Origin of the sequence: Micromonospora sp. WMMC250, assembly GCF_027460215.1 — a bacterium.
Taxonomy (GTDB): domain Bacteria; phylum Actinomycetota; class Actinomycetes; order Mycobacteriales; family Micromonosporaceae; genus Micromonospora; species Micromonospora taraxaci.
Genome location: NZ_JAPZBJ010000002.1, coordinates 428,205 through 452,435, shown reverse-complemented (window position 1 = coordinate 452,435; position 24,231 = coordinate 428,205). Strand labels below are relative to the sequence as shown.

The 24,231-nt window shown below is 71.7% G+C and carries 25 protein-coding genes; 12 read left to right on the top strand and 13 right to left on the bottom strand.

Annotated features, from left to right (window positions below; translation table 11 throughout):
• Nucleotides 1-111: 111 nt before the first annotated feature.
• Nucleotides 112-1,290 carry a MalY/PatB family protein gene (locus O3438_RS02085; protein ID WP_269678289.1) on the bottom strand — a complete coding sequence of 393 codons (1,179 nt, stop codon included), beginning with the start codon at nt 1,288-1,290 and terminating at the stop codon, nt 112-114.
• A 131-nt stretch (nt 1,291-1,421) separates the two neighbouring features.
• Between O3438_RS02085 and O3438_RS02080 the strand changes: the two genes are divergently transcribed.
• From O3438_RS02080 to O3438_RS02070, 3 genes are all read left to right on the top strand, one after another.
• Nucleotides 1,422-1,808: a hypothetical protein gene (locus O3438_RS02080; protein ID WP_269678288.1), complete on the top strand. Its 387-nt coding sequence runs from the start codon at nt 1,422-1,424 to the stop codon at nt 1,806-1,808.
• Between the two features lie 52 nt (nt 1,809-1,860).
• Nucleotides 1,861-2,526 (top strand): haloacid dehalogenase-like hydrolase, encoded by a 666-nt coding sequence (locus O3438_RS02075; RefSeq protein ID WP_269678287.1) that lies wholly within the window; start codon nt 1,861-1,863, stop codon nt 2,524-2,526.
• A gap of 191 nt (nt 2,527-2,717) precedes the next feature.
• Entirely contained in the window at nt 2,718-3,794 is a 1,077-nt protein-coding gene (locus tag O3438_RS02070; protein ID WP_269678286.1) for an SMP-30/gluconolactonase/LRE family protein, read from the top strand.
• Between the two features lie 51 nt (nt 3,795-3,845).
• Here the strand turns inward: O3438_RS02070 and O3438_RS02065 are convergent, their stop codons facing one another.
• From O3438_RS02065 to O3438_RS02050, 4 genes are all read right to left on the bottom strand, one after another.
• Nucleotides 3,846-4,811 carry a CU044_5270 family protein gene (locus tag O3438_RS02065; RefSeq protein WP_269678285.1) on the bottom strand — a complete coding sequence of 322 codons (966 nt, stop codon included), beginning with the start codon at nt 4,809-4,811 and terminating at the stop codon, nt 3,846-3,848.
• 17 nt (nt 4,812-4,828) lie between these two features.
• Nucleotides 4,829-5,398 carry an RNA polymerase sigma factor gene (locus tag O3438_RS02060; protein ID WP_269678284.1) on the bottom strand — a complete coding sequence of 190 codons (570 nt, stop codon included), beginning with the start codon at nt 5,396-5,398 and terminating at the stop codon, nt 4,829-4,831.
• Nucleotides 5,399-5,479: 81 nt separating this feature from the next.
• Nucleotides 5,480-6,805 carry an SWIM zinc finger family protein gene (locus O3438_RS02055; RefSeq protein ID WP_269678283.1) on the bottom strand — a complete coding sequence of 442 codons (1,326 nt, stop codon included), beginning with the start codon at nt 6,803-6,805 and terminating at the stop codon, nt 5,480-5,482.
• A gap of 54 nt (nt 6,806-6,859) precedes the next feature.
• Nucleotides 6,860-8,587 (bottom strand): phosphodiester glycosidase family protein, encoded by a 1,728-nt coding sequence (locus tag O3438_RS02050; RefSeq protein WP_269678282.1) that lies wholly within the window; start codon nt 8,585-8,587, stop codon nt 6,860-6,862.
• A 178-nt stretch (nt 8,588-8,765) separates the two neighbouring features.
• Between O3438_RS02050 and O3438_RS02045 the strand changes: the two genes are divergently transcribed.
• The 3 genes from O3438_RS02045 to O3438_RS02035 all read left to right on the top strand — a co-directional run bounded on the left by O3438_RS02045 (nt 8,766) and on the right by O3438_RS02035 (nt 11,438).
• Nucleotides 8,766-9,509: an SDR family NAD(P)-dependent oxidoreductase gene (locus O3438_RS02045; RefSeq protein ID WP_269678281.1), complete on the top strand. Its 744-nt coding sequence runs from the start codon at nt 8,766-8,768 to the stop codon at nt 9,507-9,509.
• Nucleotides 9,510-9,699: 190 nt separating this feature from the next.
• Nucleotides 9,700-10,065 carry a PadR family transcriptional regulator gene (locus O3438_RS02040; protein ID WP_269678280.1) on the top strand — a complete coding sequence of 122 codons (366 nt, stop codon included), beginning with the start codon at nt 9,700-9,702 and terminating at the stop codon, nt 10,063-10,065.
• Nucleotides 10,062-11,438 (top strand): permease prefix domain 1-containing protein, encoded by a 1,377-nt coding sequence (locus O3438_RS02035; protein WP_269678279.1) that lies wholly within the window; start codon nt 10,062-10,064, stop codon nt 11,436-11,438. The genes O3438_RS02040 and O3438_RS02035 overlap by 4 nt, the downstream gene beginning before the upstream one ends.
• Here the strand turns inward: O3438_RS02035 and O3438_RS02030 are convergent.
• The 8 genes from O3438_RS02030 to O3438_RS01995 are packed head-to-tail and all read right to left on the bottom strand — an operon-like array spanning nt 11,429 to nt 17,614.
• A complete protein-coding gene (locus O3438_RS02030) occupies nt 11,429-12,235 on the bottom strand; it encodes an IclR family transcriptional regulator (RefSeq protein WP_269678278.1) in 807 nt (268 codons plus the stop codon). The genes O3438_RS02035 and O3438_RS02030 overlap by 10 nt on opposite strands.
• The gene (gene pcaC / locus O3438_RS02025) at nt 12,232-12,612 is read right to left on the bottom strand and encodes a 4-carboxymuconolactone decarboxylase (RefSeq protein ID WP_269678277.1); all 381 of its coding nucleotides are present in this window, start codon (nt 12,610-12,612) and stop codon (nt 12,232-12,234) included. The genes O3438_RS02030 and pcaC overlap by 4 nt, the downstream gene beginning before the upstream one ends.
• Nucleotides 12,609-13,388 carry a 3-oxoadipate enol-lactonase gene (gene pcaD, locus O3438_RS02020; protein ID WP_269678276.1) on the bottom strand — a complete coding sequence of 260 codons (780 nt, stop codon included), beginning with the start codon at nt 13,386-13,388 and terminating at the stop codon, nt 12,609-12,611. Before pcaD ends, pcaC begins: the two co-directional genes overlap by 4 nt.
• Complete coding sequence (pcaB, locus tag O3438_RS02015; protein ID WP_269678275.1) at nt 13,385-14,725, bottom strand: 3-carboxy-cis,cis-muconate cycloisomerase; 1,341 nt, start codon at nt 14,723-14,725, stop codon at nt 13,385-13,387. Before pcaB ends, pcaD begins: the two co-directional genes overlap by 4 nt.
• Complete coding sequence (pcaG, locus tag O3438_RS02010; protein WP_269678274.1) at nt 14,700-15,272, bottom strand: protocatechuate 3,4-dioxygenase subunit alpha; 573 nt, start codon at nt 15,270-15,272, stop codon at nt 14,700-14,702. The genes pcaB and pcaG overlap by 26 nt, the downstream gene beginning before the upstream one ends.
• Nucleotides 15,265-16,014 (bottom strand): protocatechuate 3,4-dioxygenase subunit beta, encoded by a 750-nt coding sequence (pcaH, locus tag O3438_RS02005; RefSeq protein ID WP_269678273.1) that lies wholly within the window; start codon nt 16,012-16,014, stop codon nt 15,265-15,267. The genes pcaG and pcaH overlap by 8 nt, the downstream gene beginning before the upstream one ends.
• Nucleotides 16,011-16,799 (bottom strand): CoA-transferase subunit beta, encoded by a 789-nt coding sequence (locus tag O3438_RS02000; RefSeq protein ID WP_269678272.1) that lies wholly within the window; start codon nt 16,797-16,799, stop codon nt 16,011-16,013. Before O3438_RS02000 ends, pcaH begins: the two co-directional genes overlap by 4 nt.
• Nucleotides 16,796-17,614 (bottom strand): CoA transferase subunit A, encoded by an 819-nt coding sequence (locus O3438_RS01995; protein ID WP_269678271.1) that lies wholly within the window; start codon nt 17,612-17,614, stop codon nt 16,796-16,798. Before O3438_RS01995 ends, O3438_RS02000 begins: the two co-directional genes overlap by 4 nt.
• Before the next feature lie 276 nt (nt 17,615-17,890).
• Between O3438_RS01995 and O3438_RS01990 the strand changes: the two genes are divergently transcribed.
• From O3438_RS01990 to O3438_RS01965, 6 genes are all read left to right on the top strand, one after another.
• Nucleotides 17,891-19,351: a benzaldehyde dehydrogenase gene (locus O3438_RS01990; RefSeq protein WP_269678270.1), complete on the top strand. Its 1,461-nt coding sequence runs from the start codon at nt 17,891-17,893 to the stop codon at nt 19,349-19,351.
• 27 nt (nt 19,352-19,378) lie between these two features.
• Nucleotides 19,379-20,551: a 4-hydroxybenzoate 3-monooxygenase gene (locus tag O3438_RS01985; protein WP_269678269.1), complete on the top strand. Its 1,173-nt coding sequence runs from the start codon at nt 19,379-19,381 to the stop codon at nt 20,549-20,551.
• 195 nt (nt 20,552-20,746) lie between these two features.
• On the top strand, nt 20,747-21,721 hold the full coding sequence (locus O3438_RS01980) for an ABC transporter substrate-binding protein (RefSeq protein ID WP_269678268.1): 975 nt from the start codon (nt 20,747-20,749) through the stop codon (nt 21,719-21,721).
• A gap of 65 nt (nt 21,722-21,786) precedes the next feature.
• Nucleotides 21,787-22,587 carry an ABC transporter permease gene (locus O3438_RS01975; RefSeq protein WP_269678267.1) on the top strand — a complete coding sequence of 267 codons (801 nt, stop codon included), beginning with the start codon at nt 21,787-21,789 and terminating at the stop codon, nt 22,585-22,587.
• Nucleotides 22,584-23,408, top strand: coding sequence for an ABC transporter permease (locus tag O3438_RS01970; RefSeq protein ID WP_269678266.1), 825 nt, complete (start codon nt 22,584-22,586; stop codon nt 23,406-23,408). Before O3438_RS01975 ends, O3438_RS01970 begins: the two co-directional genes overlap by 4 nt.
• A complete protein-coding gene (locus tag O3438_RS01965) occupies nt 23,401-24,213 on the top strand; it encodes an ABC transporter ATP-binding protein (RefSeq protein WP_269678265.1) in 813 nt (270 codons plus the stop codon). Before O3438_RS01970 ends, O3438_RS01965 begins: the two co-directional genes overlap by 8 nt.
• Nucleotides 24,214-24,231 lie beyond the last annotated feature (18 nt).

The following is a 24,231-nucleotide window of genomic DNA, read 5'->3' as shown; positions in this document are numbered from 1 at the left end:
CCATGGCGATCGATCGATGCGTTGCTGAAGACTTGCCATACAGCTTCTGAGCAAACGGATCGGGAGGCAACCGTCGATCGCATGCCGCGGCGGCGCGGGCGTCGAGTCTCCTCAGGCGACGGCGGCGGCCATCCGGCGTACCGCCTCGGTGATCAACTCCGGTGCGGTGGCCAGGTTCAGCCGCACATGCCCGCCGCCGCCGGTGCCGAAGGCCGTACCGGGGTTGAGCGCCACCCGGCCCCGGTCGAGGAACACGCTGGCGGGGTCGTCGCCGAGGCCCAGGGCCCGACAGTCGAGCCAGGCCAGGTAGGTGGCCTGACCGGGTTGGTACCGGACGACCGGCAGGTGCTCGGCGAGCAGCGCCGCGAGGAGCCTGCGGTTGTCGTCCAGGCCGGCCAACACCGCGTCGAGCCAATCGCCGCCGTCGCGGAGGGCGGCGGTGTGGGCGATCACGCCGAGGTGGCTGGTGCTGACGCTGGCCTCGAACGGGATCCGGGCGAGGTCTCCCGCCGCCGCCGGGCCGGCGATGAGCAGCGCGCCGCGCAGACCGGCCAGGTTCCATCCCTTGGACGCGGACATCAGCGACAGGCCGTTCTCCGCTCCGGGCACCGAGAGGTACGGCGTGAACTGCGCTCCCCCGACCACCACCGGAGCGTGGATCTCGTCGGCGACGACTCGTACCCCGTGCTGGTCGGCGAGACCGGCGACGGCGGCCATCTCGGCCGCGGTGTGCAGGACGCCGGTCGGGTTGTGGGGGTTGCACAGCAGGTACGCGGCTGGCCGGCCACCGGCCCGAGCCCGCCGGAACGCGTCCTCCAGCGCCCCGAGGTCGATTCGCAGATCCTCGCCGAGCGGCGCCTCGACGATCCGGCGGCCGGCGTGCGTCACGAAGTCGTAGAACGGCGGGTAGACCGGGCAGTTGACGACCACCGCGTCCCCGACGTCGGTGACCAGCCGCAACACCTCGACGACACCGTGCATCACGTCGGGCACCAGCGTGGTGCGTTCCACGGCCAATCCGTCCCAGCCCCACCGGCGGTGGGCGAACTCGGCCAGCGCCTGCGGGTAGGCCGTGCCGGCGGTGTAGCCGGTGTCGCCGCGCGCGACGGCGTCGGTGATCGCCCGCGCCACCGGTTCGGCCAGCGGCACGTCCATCTCCGCCACCCAGAGCGGCAGCACGTCGTCGGGGTACTCCCGCCACTTGAGGCTGGTCCGCTGCCGGAGCTGGCCGATCGTGAGCTGGCGAAGGGGGTTCGCCGAGTCCCGGGCACCACTCAGCACACCACTCATGGCCGAAGCCTAGTCCGCAGCTGCGTTTCGTACCCGTTCGGCTGACAGCGGGGGGCGTCGTCGCGCTGCGTGGGCTTGTTACCGTCGATGAGGGGCCACCTGCGGTCGGGGAGGGCATGATGATCGGTTCGGTGACCGTCGGCGCAATCGCCGCTGTCCTGCTCGTCGGCGTCGCGGTGCTGGTCCGCCGCCCGCCCGATGCGCGGCGGGTGGCCCGCTGGTCGGCCCTGGCGATCACGGTGCTGGTCGCCGCCGCGCTGACCCCGTACACGGTTGACGATTCCGGGGCCGCCGCCGCCTACCTGCTCGGCGTGCCCGTCGTCGCGGCGCTGCTGCCGGTTCTCGCGCAGTGGGCCGGTCGGCTGACCGGGGTCGCCGACGTGGTGGCCGCGCTGGGCATCACCGGGTGGGGGCTGCTGCTCGGGCTGGGCATCGGCGTGGCGTTCCTGCCGGCGGTGCTGCTCCTGATCGCGAGTGCGGTGGGCGCCGGGGCTCCTCGACCGTCCACCACCACCTGACGCGGGGGTGTCCACGCCCACCGGTCCGGTGAGGGCGGCCTCCGCTTCCACCGTGCTGTTCGATTTCGACGGGGTGCTCGTGCGCGGGGACGCGTTCGCCCTCTTCCTGCGACGTGTCGCCTTCGCGGGTGCGCGACTGCCGCTCGCCGTCGTCCTGCTCGTCCTTCTCGCACCGGTGGCCGCCATCCCCGCCTGGCGTCTGCGGGTGGCCCGGTGGATGAGCTGGGTCGGCTTGTCGGGCCGGAGCGCGGATCGGTTGCGGACCGAGCTCGGGCGGTTCGGCGCGGCCCTCGGTACGGAACCAGGGCGGATCATCGCTCCCGGTCTGCGGAGGGTCCAGGCCCACCTCGCGGCGGGTGATCGGGTCGTCGTGGTCACCGCGTGTGAAGACACCCTGGCGCGTGCGGTGCTCGACACGATCGGCCTCTCCGCTGTCGAACTCGTGGCCTCGCAGATCGACGGGCCGAAGCTGCTCGTGCACAACCACGGGGCGACCAAGCTGGCACAGCTCGCCGCACAGGGTGTGCGGCCGCCCTGGCGGATGGCCTACAGCGACTCGCTGTCGGATCTGCCGATCCTCGACGCGGCGGAGCAGGCGGTGCTGGTCAACGCCGACGTGCGGCGTGTCACCCGGGCGCGTCGGCTGCTCGGTGACCGGCTGACCACCGTCACCTGGAACGACGACGGCCCGGAATCCCCGGCCCGTGCTGCCGTCTGACCAGCGCCGGCCCCGATCGTCGCGATCCTCGGCAGAGCATCCGGGGTGGGCCCGACGGGAAAGTGCATCGACAAGCGCCTATGCTTGCGACATTGCACCGACGGCCAGTGCCCATGCCGCGCCGCCCCCGCGACCACGCACGCCGTCGATCGCCGGTCTCCACGACCGGCCGATGTCGATTGGAGTCTCCGATGAACTGGCGTCCAACCATGGCCCCGCTGGCCGGTCTGTGCCTCGCGCTCAGCGCCGCAGCGGTGCCCACCGGGGCAACCGCAGCACCCGCCGGAAACCCGCGCGCCGCCCATGTCAACGCTCACGCCGCAGCCGGCGCCGCGCTCGACAATCCGCCCGGCACACCGCCCGGCGCCTGCCCGACGGGGACCGGCTACGGCTCACCGCTGCCGGCAAGCTCCATGACCGCGACGAAGATCCGGGGTGGATTCTCCTTCCTCGAAGGGCCCGTCTGGGTGGCGGACGGCGGGTATCTGCTGATGTCCGACATGGCCGCCGGCAGTGGCCCGTACAACGTCCAGCCGTCCACGATCCACCGGTTCACCCCGCCGGCGACCTTCGACACATTCCTCTCCAACGCCGGCAGCAACGGCCTGGCACTGAGCGCCGACGGGCAACAGATCATCGCGGCCACCCACGACCAGCGGAGTGTCTCCGCGTACCGGCTGAGCGACCGGAGCCGTAGCACCGTCGCGGCGAACTACCAGGGCCGGGCGTTCAACTCACCCAACGACGTGGCAGTGCGCTCGGACGGGGTCGTCTACTTCACCGACCCCAACTTCCAGCGCGGCAACCGGCCGGACCAGATGAACGGCCGCACCAGCGTCTTCCGCGTCGCCGGAAGCCAGGTGTCGCTGGTCGACGACCGGCTACGCCAGCCCAACGGCATCTCGCTCTCGCCGGACGGGACGGCGCTGTACGTGGGGGCGTACTCGGAGAACAAGATCTACAAGTACGCGGTGCAGCCCGACGGCAGCACCGGTGCCCGGAGTGTCTTCGTCAACTACATCGGCGGCCCGGACGGCGGCACCATCGACTGCGCCGGCAACGTCTACTGGACGTCAGGCTTCGACTCGCTGGTCCACGTCTACTCCCCCACCGGTGTCGAACTCGGCACGATCCGGTCCGGCAACACCGGCACGACCAACGTGGCGTTCGGCGGGACCGACCGGCAGACCCTCTTCGTCACCTCGGGGCCCCGGTACGACTCGGGCCTGTACAGCGTGCGGCTCAACGTGCCCGGCTACCCGTACTGATCCCGACCGGTGCCGGCGCCCGCCCCGAGGCGGGCGCTGGCACCGGCGCGGTCAGGGCTGTTGACCCGGCCGGTCGACGATGGCGAGCCGGATCACCGCCGCCCCCCCGTACAGCGACTCCTTGCCGTTGCGCACCACCGACAAGCGGCGGCCGACGTAGACGTGCGTGTCGCGGTCGAAGAGGATGTCCGTGTGTCCGCCGATGCTGCCGGGCACCCGGATCGCCACCGCCGGCCGACCGGCGGCGTCCACCACACCGCCCGACAGGACGACCGCGCCGGGCTCCCGGGCCAGCAGCTCGTACAGCGCCGCCAGCGCTCGCGGGGGCACGTAGCCGTCGAGCATCGACCGCGCGGTGGTGTACACCATGTTCTCGTCCCCGTAGACGGCCTCTTCGTCGGCGCCCTCGGAGAGGTGAAGGTCGACCGGGTGGTCCCGGAGGTAGCGGAACAACTCGTCCGGGTCGGCGGGCAGGTCGCCGTGGTACGCGGGCGGCGGGAACACGTCGAGTTCCTTGGTGGGGTCGTCCGGATCGTCCAGGCGGAGCACCTTCAGGTCGCTCCACCCGTTCGGTTCGGACTCCAGTCGGTGTCGTCCCTGCGTGTGCGCGACGCCGCCGGCCGACTCCCACCGCTGCACCCGAGCGTTGGTGTACGGGCCGCTGTCCGGCTCCTCCCGGAACGTCGTCACGGATTCCGTGAAGACGTACTGATCGGGTCGGGCGGTGAGCTCGGGCTGCTGCCGGGCGGCGTCGGCGGCCAGCCGGAAGATCTCCGAGGCGCTGGCCGTGGGCGGCGTGCGGTCGCCCACCCTCGTGGTCTGGACCACCAGGCCACCGGCGGTCAGCGCGACCGCCAGCCCGAACGCGCCGGCGAGACGCCAACCGGAAAGCAGGCGTCTACGACATTCGGTCGAACGAGCCGCCTCGACCTTCGCGGCGCGCTCGCTGACGTGGGCCGTCAGATCGGTGAGGAGTTGCTCTTCGAAGCCGCGCGGCGGCTGGTCGATGGTGTGCACAGCGTCATCTCCTGTCGTCAGGCGAGGGTGGCGGCCGGGCGGGCGAGCACGGCGCGGACGACGCGACGGGCACGATGCAGACGGACCCGGGCGGCGACCGGGGAGATTCCGAGTGCGGTCGCCGCCTCCGCGACGGTGAGGCCGTCCACGGCGACGAGTTCGACAAGCGTCCGGGTGCCCTCGGGCAGCTCGCGCAACGCCCGATAGGTGCGGCGGGCCGCCGACTCGGCGTCGATCCGTTCCTCGATGCGGGCGATGTCGTCCGGGCCCAGGTCCCGTCGTCCGGCCAGCCGGCCGGACACCCGCAGCCGTTGGGCCGCCCGACGCCGCTCGTCGCCGATGACGTTGCGGGCCACCCCGAACAGCCAGCCGATCTGACTCCCCCGGTCCGGGCGGTAGCCGGCCGCTGATTCGATCACCGCCAGGAACACGTCGGCGGTCAGGTCAGCGGCCAGGTGCGGGTCGTCCACCCGCCGCGCCACGAACCGGCTCACCGACTCCACGTGCCGCCGGTAGAACGCCGCGAAGGCCGCCGGGTCGACGCCGATGCCGGAGATGTCGCCGTCGGATGGACTGGGGTCACTCACAGGCCGTCCCCTCTGGTTGCCGTCACACCTCTACTTCGTACGGCGGGGCGCGGGTGTTACCGGATCGCGGAAGAAGGGCCGTTACGCAGTCGCCTCCGCCATCATCGCCACCGCGAGGGCGTGCTTGCACGGGCCGCGCTGGCCCCGGTGCTTCGCCCACCAGTGGCAGGTGCACGTGAAGCTCCCGTCGGGCAGCCGGCGGACCCGATAGTCCTCGTCGCCGCTGCGTACCGTGGCATGCTCCTCGTCCCGGCGGACGGCGCCCTGCTCCACCAACGTCCGCGCGCCGACCAGGCGGGGGTTGTCCCGTTCGGCCCGACCCGCGTCGTAGGGCATCGCGCGGTGGAAGTACGCCCCCTCGGCGACGTCGAACCCGACCCGCCCGGCAGTGCCGAGCTGCGCCAGCGCGGCACGGACGCGGTCGTCGGGCAACCCGGTCGCGTCGGCCAGCGCGGCGACGTCGACGGTCGGATCCCAGGCGAGCAGCCCACCGATCAGCTCCGCGTCGTCGATCACCTCGTCACCGGCGAGCGCGAGCAGGGCGGCCCCCTCGCCGGAGAACCCCCGGTACGGCTCGGGTGAGAGGGTCAGGGACAGCCGCAGGGCACCGGTGTCCAGTTCCCAGGTGCTCGGCACGGCCGGCGACCCGGCGCGCACCGCCGGCCCGTACACCCGCAGGCTCCGCGCGTGTCGGAGCAGCCCGCGCAGCGCCGCGAGCCGGCCCGCGCCGGCCAGGCAGACGGCGCCGGGCACCGGCCGCGAGGTCAGTCGGAGGGTACGCCCGGCGGGCACCGCCCAGAGCACCGAGCGGTCACGGGCGCCGGGCAGCCGACGCAGGAACGCCACCGCCTCCGCGGCGGGGATCTCGGCGCGCGGTTCGAAGCCGGCGGTGAGCACCTGCACCTCGGCGAAGCCGCGCAACCAGCGACGCGGCAGGGGAACCTTCCGCTCCACCACGGCGCCGTCCATGGTGGAGACGGTGAGGTCGTCGGGGCCGACCGCCACGTGCAGCGGTTCGATCCCGCCGACCCGGGCGAGCGCTTCGCGCAGCGGCGGGTTGACGTCCACGTTCGTGGTGCCGTGCCCGACGACCTCGCCGTCGAAGCCGGCCGGAACCACGTCCATCCGGGCGTACACCCCGCAGCAGCCGGAGAACGACTCGAAGCGCAGCCGCTCCCGACTGCCGGTGACGACCGGGTCCAGGCTGGCGGAGCTGACCGGCTGGTGGTACCGGGTGCGGGCCACCTCGGCCACGGCGAGCAGGCCGGCGGCGGCCGCCGCCGGTGTGGTGAGGAACCCCGAGAAGAAGCGCGGGTTGGCGGCCGGGCCGCCACTGGTCTGGAGGTCGAGGCCGGCGGCGCGCAGAGCCGACGGCTGGAGGTATCGGTACGTCTGAACGGCGTTCACGGGACACACCGTAGGAGTCCCTACCGACACTTCGAACCTCTGATCGCGCCCGGTCTACCCCGCCTTGGGCAGGAGCACGATCGCGTTGCCGACGCGTCGCTCGGTCACCGGCTCGTGGCCCCAGTAGTCGGTGGGCCGGTTGTAGAGGATGTCGTTGATCACGAGGGTGCTGTCCCCGCCGATGCCGAGCATGATGGCGTCGACCGCCCCCAACCACCTCATCACCGCGGCGGCCTCCGGCATGGTCACGCCGACGCTCACCCCCGGCCGTCGCCCGTCGATCACCACCAGCAGGAGTTGACCGGCGGCGGTGATGCCGGCGAGGGTCCGTGGGTGCCGGTCCAGGAAGAGACTGGTGTGGTAACCGTCGCGGGACCGGTAGCCGTTCGCGCCCACATTGATCCACACCTGGCCGCCCCGCACCAGCGCCGGGCCGCCGGAGACCGCGGCGAACGTCGGGCTGGTCACCCGCTGCCCCTGCGGGTCGAGGATCTGGGTGCCGGGCTGGAATGCCTTGTTGAGCACGGTGTGGTCGCGCAGCCACTGCCCGCCGGCACCGATCCCCTGGAGTACGCGGGCACCGGCGGGGATGGGGCCACCGGCCGGACTGCGCAGCTGCTTCGCCACCCAGTTGCCGTCCACCACCACGTCCACGCTGCCGGTCGGTCCGACCGGCGTCTCCGTCCCCCACTCGGGGCGGAAGACGACGATCTCGTCCGGGTCGGTGCAGGTCTCGAACCGCCACGGCTGGTCGGCGTAGGGCAGGTCGCCGGGCGTACCGCCAGGCGTGGACGGCGGCCGGAGGTCACCGCCGACACCACCGCAGTGCGCGATCTTCCCGGGTTTGCGGTGCAAGCCGTCAACCTGCCACTGCGCACCGTCTGGGGCCTTCACGGTGGTCGTCGAGGTCAGCTCCGTGATTCGTAGCGGACCGTTCGCCCCGTTGAGCAGCAGCGCGGTACGGCCGTTCACAGCCTCGCTCAGCAGGTTGTTGCCCTGGACGTAGATGCCCAACGGGTCGCCGTCGAAGCCGTTGAAGTCCGGGTTGTTCGGACTGTCGATGTCGAACTCGCTCGCGTTCACCCCGGCCAGCGCGCCGGCGTACCGGGCAATGTCGCGGACCCGGTCGGCGCTGCGCAGCTCCGGCCCGTGCGCGGCGCCGATCGTCACGGCGGCGTCGGGTTCCACGACCAGGGCCCGGACCTCCCACGGGCCGGTGCTGACCTGCTCCCGGAACGCCTGGTGTTCGACGACACCGGTGATGCCGGCGCTCCGGACCTGCGCGAGCCTTGCCTCCGCCGCCGTGCTGTCGCTGAACGTGCCGAGGTGCACGGCGTAGAGCATGGTCGCGTCGGCCGGCGGGCGATATTGCAGGTCGGCCGGCAGGGGCGGGTCGTAGGTGACCTTTGTGGCCTCCGGGTACCCGGCCGCGTGGAGGTCCGCTACGAAGGTGTCGGCCCGCTGCGAGTCGCGGGTCACCAGGTCGGCGCGCGCCGGCGGGAAGTGCAGCGCGATGGTCCACGACGACGAGGCGTGGCCCTGGGTGTACTTGCGGTAGGTGACTCCGGGGGCGGGCGTCTGCACCGACCCGAACCTGGTGACCAGGCTCGCCGGCCCCAGGGGCATCCGGTCCACCGGGTCCGTGAAGGGGCGTGACCCGCTCGGGGCAATCGTGCTGGCCTCGGCGGTGGCCGGCGGCGACACGGCCGACGTGACGACCGCCGACCCGATGACGCCGACGAGGGCCAGGACGGTCAGACGAACACGGTGACGGTGATTCAAGGCGGCTCCCCCGTGGATCGATGCTCGCGGCCACCAGGTGGCGCAGTGGAGTCTCGCATCCGGCGCGACGACGCGCGGCCCGTCGCACCGCCGAGGCGGAATCCGCTCGTCGAGGCGCCGGAACGCCACGTCCGATCGGCGCCAGACGAACGGTCTTCCGCCGACCAGGCTTGCCGTCATGAACAACGCACTTGACGGCAAGGTGGCCCTGGTCACCGGTGGTGGTCGTGGTATCGGCGCAGCGGTGGCGTTGCGCCTGGCGGAGGAGGGCGCCGATGTGGCACTGACGTTCCAGCAGAATCAGCGACGCGCGGACGGTGTGGTGGACCAGATCAAGGCCGTGGGACGGCGGGCTGTCGCCATGCGGGCGGACAGCTCCGACCCGGCGGCGGTGGTCGGCGCGGTCGACCGGGTCGTCGGCGAACTGGGCCGACTGGACATCCTGGTGAACAACGCCGGCGCGTTCCTGCTCGGACCGTTGGAGCAGCTGAGCCTGGAAGAGTTCGAACAGACCGTCGCGGTCAACGTCCGGGCGCCGTTCGTCGCCGCGCAGGCGGCGGTACGCCACATGAGGGCCGGCGGTCGGGTCATCACCATCGGCAGCAACGTGGCCGAGCGGGCGGTCTTCCCGGGCTTCGCGCTGTACGCGATGAGCAAGACCGCACTGATCGGCCTGACCAAGGCGCTCGGACGCGAACTCGGCGGAAGGGCGATCACCGTGAACCTGGTCAACCCTGGCGCCACCGACACCGAGTTGAACCCGGCGGACGGCCCCAATGCCGACACGATCAACGGGTTCACCGCCCTCGGCCATTTCGCGGAGCCGAGCGATGTGGCCGCCACGGTGGCCTTCCTCGCCGGCCCGGGCGGGCGCTACATCACCGGGGCGACGGTCAACGTCGACGGTGGCTTCACCATCTGATCGTCGGCTCACCGCGGTCACGTCCATCCTCAACGGTCAGGGCCCGTCCCGCCTCAGTCCTGGCGGGTACGGGCCGTGACCGCATCGGCGCGGGGACGACTGTCCCTGGTCGACACCGTCCGTTGCGTCGCGCTAATACCTAGCAGTATTATGCCTTGCACCTCTAGGGTTGGGAGCGGGGTGATGTCCGGTGAAGGTCGCGAAGGACCTGGTGGCCGCCTCGGCCACGCCGATGGTGCTCGGCATCCTGACCGAGGGTGAGAGCTACGGCTACGCCATCCTCAAACGGATCAACGAGCTGTCCGGGGGCGAGCTCGACTGGACCGAGGGTCTGCTGTACCCGTTGCTGCACCGGCTGGAGCGCCTCGGCCACGTGGAGTCAAGCTGGCAGTCGGTCACCGGCGAGCGCAGGCGCAAGTACTACCGCATCACCGAGACGGGCCTGGCCGAGCTGGCCGAGCAGCGCCGGCAGTGGGACACCGTCGTGGGCGCGTTGAAGGAAATCTGGCATGACCGGGTGCCACCGACGGTGGACCCCCTGGAGGGCTTCGCATGACGGACGACGACGGGCAGCGGGAGTTGGAGGCCCAGTTCGAGCAGTGGCGTCAGTACGTGCTCCGCCGCCGGGAGCTGCAACCGGCCGACGCCGACGAGTTGGAAGACCACCTCCGTGGCTCCGTCGACGAGCTCGCCGCGAGAGGGCTGAGCCCGGACGAGGCGTTCCTGGTCGCTGTCAAACGAATGGGCAGCCTCGACGAGCTGTCCCGCGAGTTCGCCCGGGAGCACTCGGAACGGCTGTGGAAGCAACTGGTGCTGACCGGCGACCCGGGCGGCCCGGTCGGCGGTACGCGCTCGCGGCGGGACCTGTGGGTGATGCTCGCCTGCGCGGCGGGCGCGGTGGCGTCCGTGAAGCTTCCCGAGCTGTTCGGGGTCGACTTCGCCGACGACCGCTCGTTCTACGCGCGGAACTTCCCACTGTTCGCGCTGCCCTGGTTGGCGGCGTTCCTGGCCTGGCGGCGCGGCGCCCGCCGGCCGGTGATCGTCATACTGGTGGCGCTGTTCGCCCTCGGTGTCGTGGCGGCCAACGTCTATCCCCTGGCGGGCGACTCGCAGTCCCTGGTCGTCACCAGCATCCACCTCCCCATCGCCCTGTGGCTGGTGGTCGGTCTGGCGTACGTCGCCGACGACTGGCTGTCCTCGCGTCGACGCATGGACTTCATCCGCTTCACCGGTGAGTGGTTCATCTACCTCGTGCTCATGGGGCTCGGCGGCGGCGTGCTCTCCGCGTTCCTGTTCAACACGTTCGCGGCCATCGGCATCGCGCCGGAGGAGTTCATCTCGCAGTGGCTCCTACCGTGCGGCGCGGCAGCCGCGGTCGTGGTGGCCGGGTGGCTGGTCGAGGCCAAGCAGAGTGTCGTGGAGAACATCGCGCCGGTCCTCACCCGACTGTTCACTCCGCTCTTCACGGCAGCCCTCCTCGCGTTCCTCATCGCTGTCGTCTGGACCAGTCACGGCATCGACGTCGAACGCGAGACCCTGATCCTGTTCGACCTGTTGCTGGTCGTGGTGCTGGGGTTGCTGCTCTACTCGCTGTCGGCCCGTGATCCGCTGGCCCCGCCCGGCCCGTTCGACAAACTTCAGCTGGCGCTCGTGGTCAGCGCGTTGGCCATCGACGTGCTCGTGCTGGTGGAGATCACCGGACGCATCACCGACGACTACGGCAGCACGCCCAACCGGGCAGCCGCGCTCGGCGAGAACGTCATCCTGCTGGTCAACCTCGCGTGGTCGGCGTGGCTGCTGCTGACGTTCATCCGTCGGCGCGCGCCGTTCGCGGCCCTCGAACGGTGGCAGACCGGCTACCTGCCGGTGTACGCCGGCTGGGCGTGGTTCGTGGTCCTGGTCTTTCCGCCGTTGTTCGCCTACGCCTGACCGACCAGCCGGCTCGGGCCGCCCCGGACGTCCTCCTCGATCCGCTTCGCGGCGACCAGCAGCGGCGGAAGCAGTTCCCGACGGATCATCTCGAAGGACCCTCGGGTGGCGTGCGCGGAGACGTTCACCGCCGCGACCACCGACCCGTTCTCGCCGTGGATCGGGGCGGCCACCGACCGCAGCCCCTCCTCCAACTCCTGGTCGACGATGGCGTACCCCTGGGCGGCGATCTTCGTCAGGGCGGCGCGGAGCTTCGCCGGGTCGGTGACGGTGCGCCGGGTCAGCGGCCGCAGTTCGGCCGTGGCGAGGTAGTCGTCCAACCAGTCACCCGGTTGCGCGGCGAGCAGGACCCGGCCCATCGAGGTGGCGTAGGCGGGGAACCGGGTGCCGACGCTGATCCCCACCGTCATGATCCGTTTGGTGGGTACGCGGGCCACGTAGACCACCTCGTCGCCGTCGAGCACCGACACCGAGCAGGACTCGTGCACCTGGGCGACCAGCGCCTCCATGTGCCGCCGCGCGACCTCGGGCAGGCTCAGGCTCGACAGGTACGCGTAGCCGAGTTCGAGGATCCGCGCGCGCAGCGAGAAGAGCCTCCCGTCGGTGTGCACGTAGCCCAGCTCGACGAGGGTGAGCAGGAACCGACGCGCCGCGGCCCGGGTCAGCCCGGTCCTGCGGGCCACCTCACTGAGGGTGAGCTGCGGGTGTTCGGCGTCGAACGCCCGGATCACCGCGAGTCCGCGTTCCAGTGACTGGACGAACTCCGGCGATCTCGCCGCGTCCTCGCTCACACTCACCCGGCCTCCTGTCGCAGGGTCTCCCGGGCCACCGAGAACGCCCGGTTCGCCGCCGGTACGCCAGCGTAGACGCCGACCTGGAGCAGGACCTCCGCCACCTCCGCCGGGCTCAACCCGTTGCGCAGCGCGGCGCGCACGTGCATCGCCAACTCCTCGTCGTGGCGCAGGGTGGCGAGCACGGCGAGGGTGATGCAGCTACGGGTACGCCGGTCGAGGCCCGGGCGGCTCCACACCTCACCCCAGGCGTAGCGGGTGATGAAGTCCTGGAAGTCGGCGGTGAACTCGTCAGTGCCGTCGACCGCGCGGTCGACGTGGGCGTCGCCCAGCACCTGTCGGCGTACCGTCATGCCCGTCTCGTGCCGCTCATTGTCGTTCATCGGTCCCCGCGTTCCTCGTTGAGGTGTTCCAGCAGGAGTCGGCTCACCTGCTCGGGTTGCTCGACGTTGGCCAGGTGCGCCGCCGCGCCGACCACGGCGAGTCGCGCTCGGGGGATGCCCCCGACGATCTCGCGGGCGTGCGCGACCGGGGTGGCCCTGTCGTCCGCCCCCGCGATGACGAGCGTCGGCGCGGTGATGCGGCCCAGGTCGGGTCGGAGGTCCATCGCGGCGATCGCCTCGCAGCAGGCGGCGTAGCCGTCCGGGGGTGTCGCGGTCAGCATGGCGCGGTGACCGGCGACCACGTCCGGGCGGGCGGTGGCGAAGGCCGGGGTGAACCAACGATCCACCACCGCGTCGGCGATCCCCGGCAGACCGGAGCCCCGCACCGTCGCCGCCCGTTGGCGCCACTGGCCGGGCGGGCCGAGCGACGCCGACGTGCAGAGCAGCGCCATCCGCCGCACCCGGTCGGGCGCGTGCGCGGCGAGCCACATGCCCACCATGCCGCCGAGGGACAACCCCGCGTAGTGGACCCACGGCACGTCCAGGTCGTCCAGCGTCCGCACCAGCTCCCGGCCGAGAAGATCCACCGTGTACGGCCCGGGTGGCACCGCCGAGCGGCCGTGGCCCAGGTGGTCGTACCGGATGATCCGGAACCGTTCGGCGAGCGCCGGGATCTGTGGCTCCCACATCGCGGCGGCGGTGCCGAGGGAACTGCCGAGCACCAGCGTCGGCGCGCCGGCCGGGCCGTCCACCACGAGGTGCAACCGGGAGGTCACCGGTCCGCGCCCCGAACGGTCGCCAGGGCGGTGTCGACGAACCGGCTGGCCGAGCCGAGCCAGCGGTACGGGTCGAGCGCCTCGTCGATCGCGGCCTCGGACAGGTGGGCGCGGATCGCGGCGTCGGCGAGCAGCGCGGCGCGGAACGACGGTCCGGCAGCGGCGCGGGTCACCAGGTGGTGGGCGACGCCGCGACCGACGGCAGGTGCCAGCCGCGCGGCGACGGCCTCGGCGAGCACCAGGCCGCCGGTGGCGTCGAGGTTCTCCCGCATCCGCGCCGGGTGGACCTGCAACCCGACCAACATCCGTGCACAGCGGGCGGCGGCGCCGCCGGCCACGTGCAGCAGGTCGAGCAGGGGCTCCCACTCGGCGTGCCAGGCGCCCGCGGCCCGCTCGTGCTCCTGCACCGCCGCCCCGAACACCGTGGCGACGAGACCCGGACCGCGTCGCGCGGCAGCGGTGACGAGAATCGAGTCGACCGGGTTGCGCTTGTGCGGCATGGCCGAGGAGCCGCCCCGCCCGGTGCCACCCTCGGCGACCTCCCCGATGTCGTTCTGGGCGAGCAGCCCGACGTCGAGCGCGACCTTGCCGGTGCTCACGAGGAGCCCGCCGAGGGCGGCGGCCAGGTCGAGCCAGGGCTGGCGGCGGGTGTGCCACGGCAGCGGGCTCGACGGGAGGCCGAGGTGCGCGGCGAACCGCTCGACGACCTCCGTGCCGGCCGGGCCGAACGCGGCCAGGGTGCCGACCGCCCCGCCGAGCTGCGCCGGCTGGGCGGCACGGGCCCGACGCAGCCGGTCCCGGGCCTCGACCAGACCGGTCAACCAACCCGCGGCCTTGAGCCCGAACGTGGTGGGTGCCGCCTGCTGCCCGAGGGTCCGGGCGACCAGCACGGTGTCCCGGTGCGTGTCGGCCAGCCCGGCGGCGGCGTCCACCGCGGCGTCCAGGTGACGCAGCAGCGGATCGAGCGCCCGCACGGACACCAGGACCAGCGCGCTGTCCAGGATGTCCTGGCTGGTCGCGCCGAAGTGCACCCAGCCCCGGGCGTGCTCGGGTACGGCGGCGGTCAGCTCGCCCACGAGCGCGACGACCGGGTTGCCCGCGGCGTCCGCCGCCCGGCCGAGGGCCCCCGGGTCGTACCGGTCGGCGCGGCACTGCTCGACGATCGCCTCGGCCGCCGGTGGGGGCAGGATGCCGACGTCGGCCGTGGCCCGGGCGAGCGCCGCCTCCGCGTCGAGCATCGCCTGGAGCACTGACGGGTCGCTGAGTTCCGCGTCGACGTCCGGGGCACCGGAGACACCGCCGAGCAGTCGGTCAGACGGCGAAGAAGACTGTCTCATGGTCGCCCTGGAGGTGGATGTCGAACCGGAGCCCGTCCGTCGCGGGCCTCGCCAGCAGAGTGTCACGGCGGTCGGCGTCGACGCTGCGCAGCACCGGGTCGACGGCGTTGGCCGCCGGCTCGTCGGGGAAGTAGAGCCGGGTGACGAGGCGGTGCAGCAGCCCACGCCCGAAGACCGACAGGGCCAGATGGGGTGCTTCGGTGCCGCCGTCCGGCGCGGGCAACGGGCCCGGCTTGACGGTCAACAGCCGGTACCACCCCTGCCCGTCGGTCTCGCTTCGCCCGAAGCCCCGGAAGCCGACGAGCGCGGGGGGCCGGGCCCCACGGGGGTCGTCCGGGTGGTCGAACCGGCCGTCCGGATCGGCCTGCCAGCTCTCCACCATCGCGTCGACCACCGGCGTCCCGGTGCCGTCGAAGATCCGACCCCTGATCCAGAAGGCTCCCGGCGTGGACTCGGGTACGACGTACGGGCCGTCGGGCCAGCGCAGGCCGATGTGCAGGTACGGCCCGACGGTCTGCGCGGGCATGACGCCCAGCTGCTCACTCATCGTCGTCCTCGTCCTCGAAGGGGGTGCTGTCCCGGCCGCGCAGCACGATGTCGAACTCGTACGCCAGCGCCCACTCCGGTGTGGTGCCGGCGTGGTCGTAGCGGGCGACCATCCGTTCGCGGGCCTTCGGGTCGCGGACCGAGTTGAAGATCGGGTCCTGGAAGAAGAGGGGGTCGCCGGGGAAGTACATCTGCGTCACCAGCCGCTGGGTGAACGCGCGGCCGAAGAGGGAGAAGTGGATGTGCGCCGGCCGCCACGCGTTGTCGTGGTTACGCCAGGGGTACGCGCCGGGCTGCACGGTGACGAACCGGTACCGTCCCTGGCCGTCGGTGAGGGCCCGGCCCACCCCTTCGAAGTGGGGGTCGAGCGGTGCCGGCCAGGTGTCCCGGGCGTCGCGGTACCGGCCGGCGGCGTTGGCCTGCCAGATCTCGATGAGCGTGTGAGGCACCGGTCGCCCGTCGCCGTCGCGGACCCGTCCGTGCACGATGATCCGCTGACCCTGCGGCTCACCGTCGTGTTGACGGGTCAGGTCGTGGTCGAGGTCGCCGAGGCGCCCCTCCCCCAGCAACGGCCCGGTGATCTCGGTCAGCCGCTGCGGCAGGTAAACGAGTGGGTGCTTCGGTGCCCTTGCCACTGTCGACTTGTAGCCGGGGCTGAGCAGGGGCGGGTGGGCGTCGACGTCGTCGCGCCGGTAGCTCGGTAGGACCAGGCCGCCGCCGGCCCGGGTGTCCTGGGTGGTCATTGTCGTCTCCCGTCAGCCTTCGTCGCCTCCAGCGCCCGCAGCACGGCGAGTTCCCGCGCCGTGGGCGGCTCGCCCGTGGTCAGTCCCTCCGCGACGGCGAGGTCCCAACCGGTGGCCGCCTGCGCCTGTTCCCGTGTCACACCGGGGTGCAGTCGGGTCAGCGTGAGCTCGCAGGTGACCGGGTCGGGTTCGAGGACGCCGAGATCGGTGATCACCACCCGGGGGCCTCCGCCCCGCAGGCCGAGTCGCGCCCGGTCGCCCGGGCCTGTCCCGTAACCGACCGAGGTGACGAAGTCGACCCGTTCGGTGAACGTCCGGAGATCCTGCCGGACGATCACCACGACCTCACCGCAGGAGGCGGCGATCTCCGGGGCGCCCCCCGCGCCGGGCAGCCGGACCTTCGGGGCGCCGTAGTCACCTCCGACGACCGTGGTGTTGATGTTGCCGTACCGGTCGAGCTGCGCGGCGCCGAGGAAGCCCACGTCGATCCGGCCGGGCTGGAGCCAGTAGTTGAACACCTCGGGCACCGACACCACGGCGTCCGCCGTGTCGGCGAGGACCCCGTCGCCGATGGACAGCGGGAGCCGGTCCGGCTTCGCGCCGAGGCACCCGGATTCGTAGATGAGTACCAGGTTCGGGGCGTGGGTGGCGCGGGCCAGGTTCGCCGCGGTGCTGGGCAACCCGATCCCGACGAAGCAGGCGGTGCCGTCGCGTAGTTGCCGGGCGGCGGCGACGGTCATCATCTCGTCCGCGGTCCAGCCGGTCGTCGTGGTCTCGTCGGTCACGCCGCCGCCCCGGCCCGGTGCACGTGCTGGTCGAGCCAGGCGCGGAAGGTGTCGCGGTGCCGGCTGACGGCGTCCCAGGCCCGGTAGAAGTCGTTGTCCCGCACCGAGTAGCCGTGGGCGTAGGAGGGGTGCGCGCCACCGGGCACCTCGGCCACCGCGGTGACCGCCCAGCCGGGCAGGACGACCTGCCCGGGTACGGGTTGCAGCTCGTCAACGATCTCCTCGACGGTGACCAGGGACCGCTCGGCGGCGAGCACCGCCTCCTTCTGCACCCCGGTGATGCCCCACATCTGCACGTTGCCGTCGCGGTCGGCGCGCTGGGCGTGCACCACCGTCACGTCGGGGCGCAGGGCGGGAACGGCGGTGAGCGTCTCGCCGGTGAACGGACAGGTGATGGGGCGGATGTTCGTCGTGTGGTCGGGCAGGTCGGTGCCGGTGTAGCCGCGCAGGACGGCGAACGGCAGCCCGGACGCGCCGGCGACGTAACGGTTCGCCATGCCCGCGTGGCTGTGCTCCTCCAACTCGAGGGGACGCGGCCAGGCGTTCTGCACCGCGTCCCGGAAGCGGTGCAGCGACCCGACGCCCGGGTTGCCGCCCCAGGAGAAGACCAGGCGGCGGGCACATCCGGCGCCGATGAGCTGGTCGTAGATGACGTCGGGGGTCATCCGCACCAGGGTCAGACCCTGCCGTCCCTGGCGGATGATCTCGTGACCGGCGGCGAACGGGATGAGGTGTGTGAACCCTTCCAGGGCCACCACGTCACCGTCGCGGACCAGGTGCGCCACACCCTCGGCCAGCGAGACGAGCTTCGCCATGAGCCTCCCCGCCCCTGTTCGCCATGCGGACCGCCGTACTCATCTCGAACGTACGGCGGGGGATGACATCCGTCAACGTCGGGATGGTCCGGCCGTCCACAGTGCCGCCACGTCACGTCGGTCGATCCGTTGACGCGAGCCGGACCACGTGCCAACGTTCATGCAGAGAACGGCCGTTCGGTAAGCGAACACCTCGGGCCGCTCATGAGCGAACGCCCGGCACGCCCTACCACCCGGGACCACCCCCACCGGCCCCACGCTCCCAGGAGGACAGCCATGACACTGCTGGACGCCACGACCTGGCACGGCACGCTGCACAGCGACGGCTGGGTGGAGCCGGCCGGCGGCACGGCGGCCGTGCGGTCCCCCGCCACCGGGGAGGAGATCGGCCGGGTCGGCGTGGCGAACGCCGACGACGTGACGCGAGCCTGCGCCCGAGCCAGCACCGCGCAGCGCGCCTGGGCCGCCACCGCCTACGCCGAGCGGGCCGCGGTGCTCCGTCGGGCCGGGCACCTGTTCGAACAGCACGCCGCCGAGATCGGCGACTGGATCGTGCGGGAGTCCGGGGGCATCCCGCCCAAGGCCGGCGTCGAGACCGACACCGCGGCGCAGGAGTGCTACGAGGCGGCGGCGCTGGCCTCGCACCCGCTCGGCGAGATCATCCCGAGCGCGCAACAGCGGCTCAGCCTGGCCCGCCGGTTACCCGTCGGCGTCGTCGGAGTCATCGCGCCGTTCAACTTCCCACTCATCCTGGCCACCCGTTCCGTCGCACCGGCCCTGGCGCTGGGCAACGCCGTGGTGCTCAAACCCGATCCGCGTACCGCCGTCTGCGGTGGCGTCACGATCGCCCGGGTCTTCGAGGAAGCCGGCCTGCCCGACGGCCTGCTGCACGTCCTGCCGGGCGGGGTCGAGGTCGGTGAGGCGCTGGTGGCCGACCCCCACGTCCGGGTGGTCAGCTTCACCGGCTCGACTGCGGCCGGCCGCAAGGTCGGCGAGGCGGCCGCCCGTCACCTCAAGCGGGCGCACCTCGAACTCGGTGGCAACTCGGCGCTCATCGTGCTCGACGACGCCGACCTGGACCTCGCGGTCTCCGCCGGCGCGTGGGGGTCCTTCCTGCACCAGGGTCAGATCTGCATGACCACCGGAAGGCACCTGGTGCACGAGAGCCTGGCCGAGCGGTACGTGGAGCGGTTGGCCGAGAAGGCGGACCATCTGCCGGTCGGCGACCCGGCGAAGGAGCAGGTGGCGCTCGGGCCGATCATCGACGAGCACCAACGCGACAAGATCCACGCGCTGGTCACGGCGAGCGTCGACGCGGGCGCCCGACTGGCGGCCGGAGGCACCTACGAGGGGCTGTTCTACCGGCCGACGGTCCTCGCCGACGTCACCCCCACGACCCCGGCGTACGCCCAGGAGGTCTTCGGCCCGGTCGCGCCGGTGGCCACCTTCGCCGACCAGGACGAGGCCGTGGAGTTGGCCCGGCAGACCGAGTACGGCCTGTCGCTGGGCATCCTCGGCCGGGACGTGATGAGGGCGATGGCTCTCGCCGACCGGATCCCCAGCGGGATCGTGCACATCAACGACCAGACGGTCAGCGACGAGGCGGTGGCGCCGTTCGGCGGGGTCGGGGCCTCGGGCACCGGCTCCCGGTTCGGTGGGCCCGCCGCGAACGTCGAGGCGTTCACCGAGACCCAGTGGCTCACCGTGCGGGGCAGCATCGCGCGGTACCCGTTCTGACCGGAGGGAGCGAGAAGGATGCCGGGAATGCGTACCCAGGTCGGCATCGTCGGCGCCGGGCCGGCGGGGCTCATGCTGTCGCACCTGCTGCACCTGCGCGGGATCGAGTCCGTGGTGCTGGAGAGCCGCAGCCGCGACCACGTCGAGCACCGACTGCGGGCCGGGGTCCTCGAACAGGGCTCGGTCGACCTGCTCTGCCGCTCCGGTGTCGGCGACCGGCTGCGGCGGGAGGGGCTGCGGCACGAGGGCATCGAGTTGCGCTTCGCCGGGGAGTCGCACCGGGTGCCGATGACCGACCTGACGGGCCGGGCGATCACCGTCTACGGGCAGCAGGAGGTGGTCAAGGACCTGATCGCCGCCCGGCTCGCCGCCGGTGGCTCGGTCCTCTTCGAGGCCGAGGTCGTCCGGTTGGACGGTCTCGGCAGCGCCTCCCCGGTCGTCCACTTTCGACGTGACGGGCGCGACGAGGAACTGCACTGCGACTTCGTCGCGGGCTGCGACGGGTTCCACGGGGTGAGCCGTGGCGCGGTGCCCGACGGGGTGCTGACCACGTACGAGCGCGCGTACCCGTTCGCCTGGTTGGGGGTCCTCGCCGCCGCCCCGCCCGCGGTGCAGGAGCTCATCTACGCCAACCACGAACGGGGCTTCGCCCTCTACAGCATGCGCTCCCCCGAGCTGTCCCGGCTGTATCTCCAGGTCGCGCCGGACGAGGACATCGCCGAGTGGCCGGACGAGCGGATCTGGGCGGAGCTGCGGGCCCGGTTGGAGACGGTGCCGGGGTGGTCGCTCAACGAGGGGCCGATCCTGGAGAAGTCCATCACCGGAATACGCAGCTTCGTGGTGGAGCCGATGCGGTGGGAGCGGCTGTTCCTGGCCGGTGACGCCGTGCACATCGTCCCGCCCACCGGCGCGAAGGGGATGAACCTGGCCCTCGCCGACGTCGCGCTGCTCGGGGACGCCTTCGCCGCGTGGTACGACGAGGGGCGCGCCGACCTGCTGGACGCCTACTCGGCGACGGCCCTGCGCCGGGTGTGGCGGGCCCAGCACTTCTCCTGGTGGATGACGTCGATGCTGCACCGACTGGAGCGCGACGACCCGTACGAGACGAAGTTGCAGACCTCCACGTTGCGCTACGTCGCCACCTCGGAGGCCTACGCCAGGAGCCTGTCGGAGAACTACGTGGGTCTGCCCGAGGTCTGAGCGCGGCCACGTCACGGCGCATTATTCAACTTATTCATGACGGGCGTCAGAAATTATTGACTTTCGATGCCGGGGTGACTGACCATGGCCACCACAGCGGCGTGCGCCCCCACGCAGCGGTAGTTCACCTGCAGATCCGAGGCATCCGCCGACTTCCGACGCACCCACCACCCCCGCCCAGGAAGGGCCTCGTCAATGAAGAAGGTCATGGCTCTCGGGCTGATCGCCGCTACCGCGATCGCCCTCACCGGATGTACCGACTCCGACGCCTCAAAGCCGTCCGAACAGACCTCGGGCGAGTTGCGCAAGGTCCGGGTCGCGGCGCTGCCCATCACCGAGACCGCCGCACTCTGGGGCGGCATCAAGGCAGGGCACTTCGCCGAACGCGGGCTCCAGGTCGAGGTGCTGCCCGCCCAGGGTGGCGCGCAGGCCATCCCCGCCCTGATGAACGGCGACATCGACTTCGCGATCGGCCAGCCCTTCGGCCCGTTCCGCGCCGACCTGCGCGATCTCGGCGTCGTCATCATCGGCAACTACGCCTCCTCGTACGCCGACGGCGACGACATCAACGCCGTGGTGGCCTCGGCGAAGTCCGGCATCAAGCGGCCGGCCGACCTCGCGGGCAAGCGGGTCGCGGTCAACAGCCTCGGCGCCGCCGGCGACGTGACGATCATGGCGGCGGTCGAGAAGGACGGCGGCGATCCCAAGGCGATCAAGTTCGTCGAGGTCGCCTTCCCGGACGCCCCGGCCCAACTGGAGTCCGGCAACATCGACGCCGCCTGGGTGCCGGAGCCGTTCGTCACGCAGTTGAAGGCCCGTGGGGACACCTTCGTCGTCGCGCCCTACCAGGCGGTGGTGCCCGGTCTGACCACCCTCACCACGATCACCACCAAGGAACGCACGGAGAAGGACGCCAAGCTGGTCGAGGACTTCACGGCGGCGATGAAGAAGACGTTGCAGTGGGCCAACGACCCCGCCAACATCGCACCCCTGCGACAGGCCATCAAGGACAACCTGCAGTTGCCCCCGCCGGTGGCCGACTCGGTGCGACTCCCGGCCTTCGGGTGGGAGGTCGACAGGTCCAGCCTGCAGACGCTCGCCGATCTCGCGCAGAAGTACAAGGTGCTCGACAAGCAACCCAACTTCGACCGTCTCATCCAGCAGAAGTAGCCGGCGCGATCCCGCCCTCTCCGGTCCGGGGAGGGCCTCGCCGCCCGCGTGACGACGGGAGTGACATGCGCGTGTTCTCCACCCGACGCCAGCGCGCGTTACGCAGGGCCGTGCTGGGCGCGGTCGGCCTGACCGGGTTCCTCGTCGTCTGGCAGCTGATCCCGACGCTGGGCCTGGTCAACCCGCTGTACCTGCCCTACGTGACGGACGTGCTGGTCCGGCTGTTCGAGCAGCTCGTCGACCTCGCGTTCTGGCGGCGGCTGGGCAGCACCATGACGTCCTGGGCGATCGGTCTGACGGTGGCGACGCTCGCCGCGGTCGTGCTCGGGACCGTCGTCGGGTTGGTGCCGTTCCTGCGGCGCGCGACCCACACGGCCGTCGAGTTCCTGCGCCCGATCCCGTCGGTCGCCCTCATCCCGCTCGCCGTGCTGCTGTTCGGCATCCAGATGCAGGCCGCCCTCGTCATCATCATCTACGCGTCGTTCTGGCAGGTGTTCGTGCAGGTGATCTACGGCGTCGCCGACGTCGACGCGGTGGCCCGGGACACCGCCCGCAGTTTCGGTCTGACCCGGCGGGAGCAGTTGTCGCACCTCGTCCTGCCGACCACCCTGCCGTACCTCATGACGGGCCTGCGGCTCGCGGCGGCGGTCGCGCTCATCCTCGCCGTCACCGCGGAGATGGTGATCGGCAATCCCGGGCTCGGGCGCATGATCGAGCTGTCCCGCTCCGCCGGAGACGCCGCCGGCCTGTACGCGCTGGTCGTGGTGACCGGTCTGCTCGGGCTCACGGTGAACCTCGTCTTCCGGTTCGTCGAGCGTCGGGTGCTGTCCTGGCACCAGTCGGTACGAGGAGAGGAGGTGCGGTGACCTCGTACACCGGCCGGCTCGCCACCACGCAGCGCAGCCGCAACGTCGGGACCCGGATCGCGAGCAGCATTCTCCACGCGCTGGGGCTGCCGATCCTGCTCCTGCTGCTCTGGGGTCTGGTGGCGACGAGAGCGACGAGCCAGTTCTTCCCCGACCCGCTGACGATCGCCGAGGCGTTCCGGGAGACCTGGGTCGGCCCGGCGTTCGTCGAGGACGTGCTGCCGAGCCTCGCCCGACTCGGCCTCGGTGTCGCCGCGTCGATCGTGCTGGGCATCGCCGCCGGCACCATGATCGGCCTGACCCACTGGCTGCGTGAGCTCCTCGAACCGCTGCTGGAGTTCCTCCGGGCCATCCCGCCTCCGGTGCTGATTCCGGTGGCCATGCTCCTGCTCGGGATCACCGACACCATGAAGGTGGTCGTGATCGTCTCCGGGGCGGTCTGGCCGATCCTGTTGAACACGATCGAGGGTGTCCGGGGCACGGACAGCGTCATGACGGAGACGGCGCGTTCGTTCCGGGTGTCCTGGTGGGAGCGGCTCTGGTTCCTCGTGCTCCCGGCCGCGAGCCCACGGATCATGGCCGGCGTCCGTCAGGCCCTGTCTGTCGCGCTGATCCTGATGGTCATCTCCGAGATGTTCGCCTCGTCCTCCGGCCTCGGTTACCGGATCGCCTACTTCCAGCGCAACTACCTGATCGCCGAGATGTGGAGCGGCATCCTCCTGCTCGGTCTCGTCGGCGTCTTCCTCGCCGTAGCTTTCGGTCTCGTCGAACGGCGCGTCCTGCGCTGGTACCACGGAATCAGGGAGGTCAACCGTGCCTGATCGGAACGCCCTGCTGCGGGTCGAGCACCTTCGGAAGGTCTACGAGTCCGCGACGGGCGACGTCGAGGCGATCGGGGACATCAGCTTCACGATGCGGGCCGGTGAGCTCGTCTGCATCGTCGGACCGTCCGGCTGCGGCAAGACCACCCTGCTGAAGTGCCTCGCCGGCCTGCTGCGACCCACCAGCGGCGTGGTCGAGATGGACGGCGCGCCGGTGACCGGCCCGAGCCCCGCCATGGCCGTCGTGTTCCAGGAGTACGGTCGCAGCCTCTACCCCTGGCTGACTGTGCGCGGGAACGTGGAGCTCCCGCTGCGGCACAAGAAGCTCCCCCGCGCGGACCGGGACAAGCTGGTCGTCGACGCCCTGGAGGCGGTGGGTCTCGCGCACGCCGCGCGGAGCCACCCGTGGCAGCTCTCCGGGGGGATGCAGCAGCGCGTGGCGATCGCGCGGGCGATCGCCTACGAGCCGGACGTGCTGATCATGGACGAACCGTTCGCGGCCGTGGACGCGCAGACCCGGGCCGACCTGGAGGACCTGGTGCGTGAGCTGCACGCCAGCCGGACCATCTCGATCGTCTTCGTCACCCACGACATCGACGAGTCGGTGTATCTCGGACAGCGGGTTCTAGTATTGTCCACGTCGCCGACCTGGGTCCAGGAGGACCTCGCGATCGACCTGCCGCCGGAGCGCGATCAGATCACGACCCGCGCCCTGCCCCGTTTCACGGAACTGCGGACGCACGTCTACGACCAGATCCAGCGGGCCAAACGCGGGCAGGCCGTGGCCCCGCGACCCGCGCGGTGACCGGCGGCCAGGGCAACG

Excerpts from the sequence above, each read along its gene's own strand:
- O3438_RS02085 (WP_269678289.1), bottom strand. The coding sequence starts at position 1,290 with ATGAGTGGTGTGCTGAGTGGTGCCCGGGACTCGGCGAACCCCCTTCGC.
- O3438_RS02070 (WP_269678286.1), top strand. The coding sequence starts at position 2,718 with ATGAACTGGCGTCCAACCATGGCCCCGCTGGCCGGTCTGTGCCTCGCG.
- O3438_RS02045 (WP_269678281.1), top strand. The coding sequence starts at position 8,766 with ATGAACAACGCACTTGACGGCAAGGTGGCCCTGGTCACCGGTGGTGGT.
- O3438_RS02035 (WP_269678279.1), top strand. The coding sequence starts at position 10,062 with ATGACGGACGACGACGGGCAGCGGGAGTTGGAGGCCCAGTTCGAGCAG.
- pcaC (WP_269678277.1), bottom strand. The coding sequence starts at position 12,612 with ATGAACGACAATGAGCGGCACGAGACGGGCATGACGGTACGCCGACAG.
- pcaB (WP_269678275.1), bottom strand. The coding sequence starts at position 14,725 with ATGAGACAGTCTTCTTCGCCGTCTGACCGACTGCTCGGCGGTGTCTCC.
- pcaG (WP_269678274.1), bottom strand. The coding sequence starts at position 15,272 with ATGAGTGAGCAGCTGGGCGTCATGCCCGCGCAGACCGTCGGGCCGTAC.
- pcaH (WP_269678273.1), bottom strand. The coding sequence starts at position 16,014 with ATGACCACCCAGGACACCCGGGCCGGCGGCGGCCTGGTCCTACCGAGC.
- O3438_RS01995 (WP_269678271.1), bottom strand. The coding sequence starts at position 17,614 with ATGGCGAAGCTCGTCTCGCTGGCCGAGGGTGTGGCGCACCTGGTCCGC.
- O3438_RS01990 (WP_269678270.1), top strand. The coding sequence starts at position 17,891 with ATGACACTGCTGGACGCCACGACCTGGCACGGCACGCTGCACAGCGAC.
- O3438_RS01985 (WP_269678269.1), top strand. The coding sequence starts at position 19,379 with ATGCGTACCCAGGTCGGCATCGTCGGCGCCGGGCCGGCGGGGCTCATG.
- O3438_RS01980 (WP_269678268.1), top strand. The coding sequence starts at position 20,747 with ATGAAGAAGGTCATGGCTCTCGGGCTGATCGCCGCTACCGCGATCGCC.
- O3438_RS01975 (WP_269678267.1), top strand. The coding sequence starts at position 21,787 with ATGCGCGTGTTCTCCACCCGACGCCAGCGCGCGTTACGCAGGGCCGTG.